Source organism: Streptomyces sp. NPDC020681 (assembly GCF_044334895.1).
GTDB lineage: Bacteria > Actinomycetota > Actinomycetes > Streptomycetales > Streptomycetaceae > Streptomyces.
On record NZ_JBIRTX010000064.1, the window covers coordinates 1 to 2,937 of the forward strand.

The 2,937-nt window shown below is 64.0% G+C and carries 1 protein-coding gene and 1 pseudogene; both read right to left on the reverse strand.

Translation table 11 applies throughout. The annotated features are described in order from the left end of the window. Positions 1-1,019: 1,019 nt before the first annotated feature. Positions 1,020-1,391 carry a DUF6444 domain-containing protein gene (locus ACH4YL_RS40635; RefSeq protein WP_398512573.1) on the reverse strand — a complete coding sequence of 124 codons (372 nt, stop codon included), beginning with the start codon at positions 1,389-1,391 and terminating at the stop codon, positions 1,020-1,022. A gap of 573 nt (positions 1,392-1,964) precedes the next feature. Further along, a pseudogene (locus ACH4YL_RS40640) lies at positions 1,965-2,730 on the reverse strand (transposase). Positions 2,731-2,937 lie beyond the last annotated feature (207 nt).

A 2,937-nucleotide genomic window follows, 5' to 3' on the forward strand; every position in this document is an offset into this window, starting at 1 on the left:
CGACGACACAGGTCCAGCGTCTCGTCCATCGAGATCGTGAACTCCGGGACCCAAACAGAAGGCCGACACAAGGTAGGCAAAGCGTACCCACTCTCTAACGGCGGTCCGCTTCACGAACGCGGGGCATCAGGTAGCGCTGGCGCTGCCGGTATTGCCGGGATAGGCCGAGCCACCGATGCAGGCGGAACGGGAATTTCGCACTCATTCAAATCCCCCTGCGGAGGCATGGGAAGAAGTATTAGGGCAAGAGTGCGCAGCAGGGCAGGGTTCTTGTCCCTTCAGGCAATCCGGAGCGCGGGGGTGTTGCGCTTCCCCGCACGCCGTTCTTCGACGGCATCTCTACTGCGCCGGTTACCGCCGTCTTGGGCGGATGGAAGCCTGCCGTGCACACGTCTCCTGGCACCGCTTGAGAGCACTCGCAAGGGTCAGAGACCCAAGGCGGATCCGCGGGCAGTGCGCATGGATCTCGTCCTTCTGGCTGGTATTCCTGGCCAGCGACTGGATCAGGGCGGTTGCATTCGATCAGGTTGCCCTGCTCTGCGTCGCCTTTTCATACCGCGAGTGATAGCTGAAGCTGGCGTTAGCGAATAGTTTGCTAACGCCTCGATCGCTGACGCTTTGGCCATGCTGGCACACGCGCACCGGCGAGGACAGGAAGCGGCACTGGCTCGAGGAGCCAGAGTGGGCAGGATTGTCGCCCTTTAGGCACCCAAGGGACCTTACCCATCCACTGCTTGAGGTCTTCGGTAACACTTGCTGCCACGCCAGTCAGCGCCGCCTTGCGCACGTGGATGGGGCCACAGCGGCAATCTAGGGAAACCGTCCCGGCCTTCTCCGGGGCCGGTGGCTCTGGCTGTCGTGCCGCAGGCGCACTGGCAGGTGATCAGCCGGTGCTCGGTGACCTCGAGGCCGGTCCGCTCGGGCAGGTCGAAGACCTGACGCTGCTCGATACCGAGCGGCTCGGTTTCCGCCAGGTCCGTTCCGCAGCCCGCGCACGCCCCTACAGGCGGTGTTCCACCTTATGGGTCGGGGTCGGCGACCTGTGCCAGCCTGACGCCTTCCTGCCTCTCCGGGCGGCCGGATCTGCCCCGCAAGAACTTCGGGGCCGGCTCGGCCAGGCCATCCGAGGACGGCGGGTTCGAGGAGTTCTTCGAGTTCTGGCCCAGCAGGACCTGAAGATCCGCGATCCGAGCCCGGGTCTCCGCCAATTCGGCACGCGTTTGCCGCCGCTCCGCAGCGCGACCCCCGACGAGGCAGTTCCCTAATAGGCAGGCAACGGACCGGCGGCAGACAGGGCTCCAATGATCACCAAACCGAGCACCAAGATCAATCGACCGCGGTGAACCACCTATCCAGTGACAAGCGGAATTCAGCACCGGACTTGAGCCCATGCGACTTGGATCAGGTCCAGGATCCGCAATGAACGGGATATGTAGGAGGAATCTGCCGGTAAACGCACACTCGTATACTCCGGATGTCCTTGTTGAGGTTGGCAGTCTTAGAACTCGAGGTGCGCAGCTGCCCTCCGCTACCGTCCTTGAACTGGTAGTCAACGTGAGCGAGGAAATTCCCGCCAGCCCAAACCCATACCCAGCTCTGGGCGCCGTTGCCCGGGTTGTTGTCGTAGGCGGCCTGGGCACCCGAGTAGGATGTAGTTACTTGAGCCGCCGAAGCGGGGGATGCGAGGATGCCCCCACCTGTGATGGCTACTGTCGCCGCGACAACAGCTGCTCGACCAAACCTTTTGAGTCTCATCCTGTCCTACTTTCTTGATGGTTGCCTGACAGGCGTCAGGGCGGGAAGGAGAGTCGTTGTGCAGTCTGATTCTGGCCGCCGCCGCAGCCCGCACAAGCAGAGCTGCCCTTCTTTGCCCCCTGCGGCAAGGGACTTTGCCCTTTAAGGCTTGTCCCGTAACGATCTTGGAGCCGGGAGAGGCAAGGTCGACTGCCGTGCCGCCTGTTCGCCTATCCTGCGAGGGCGAGGTTGTGCAGGCGGGCGATGCCGAGCATGGCGTGATGGACGCCGTCACCTTTCAGTCGGCAGTCGCGCAGGATCTTCCAGCCCTTCATGCGGGCGAAGGTGTACTCGACGCGGGCCCTGACCTGCTTGTGCGACCGGTTGTGTTCCTCCTTCCAATCCGGGAGTTCCTCGCCCTTGCGGCGACGGTGCGGAATGACCAGTCCGTTGCCCTGATAGCCGCCGTCGGCGATGGTCATTGTCTTGCCTGCGGCGGCCTTGGCACCGGACTCCTCCCAGCCACGGGAGTCGTGACGGTTGCCCGGCACAGGCCGCCGACCACGACCGCCAGGCGGGTGTCGGCGTCGATGACCACCTGATGAGCCGTGGAATAGCAGTAGTTCTTCGACTGCTCGGCCACCGCGTGGTCGCGGGGGCACCAGGGTTCCGTCCACGATGAGTACGGTGTCCTTGCGGAACCGCTTGCGCGGCTGGAGCGCGAGCAGCGGACCGAGATGGTCGATGATCCGGTCCGCTGCCGACTTCGAGACGCCGAACAGCGGGGCCAGCTGGCGCATCGTCAAGTTTGCGCGCCAGTAGGCCGCGACCAGTGGAATATGGTCCTCGAGCGGGAGTCCCCTGGGTCGCCCGCGCTGGATCTCGGCAGCCATCTCGCGCCGTGCGGCGGTCACCAACTTGCCGAAGCGACGCGGGCTCAGCCCGGTGCACGGGCCTATCCAGGGACGTCTCCAACGCCGTGATCACACCAGCCACACCAAGATCATCTCACTCGTGGTATTGGAGACGATAGCGAGCAGCAGGAACACGGCCACGCCCACGAGAGTCGCTGGCAGAACAAAGTCCAAGCGCACGAGCCACAGGATGGCTAACGAGCTCGTGCATGGTTGGCGGTGGCGTGTCGAGAGGTGCGGCTCTGCCCGGGGTTCACATTCGCTCATCGGCCATGAGGGTGGCGGTCTG

Bases quoted from the DNA above. Each gene is read 5' to 3' on its own strand.
- ACH4YL_RS40635 (WP_398512573.1), bottom strand. From the start codon at position 1,391: ATGGGCTCAAGTCCGGTGCTGAATTCCGCTTGTCACTGGATAGGTGGT.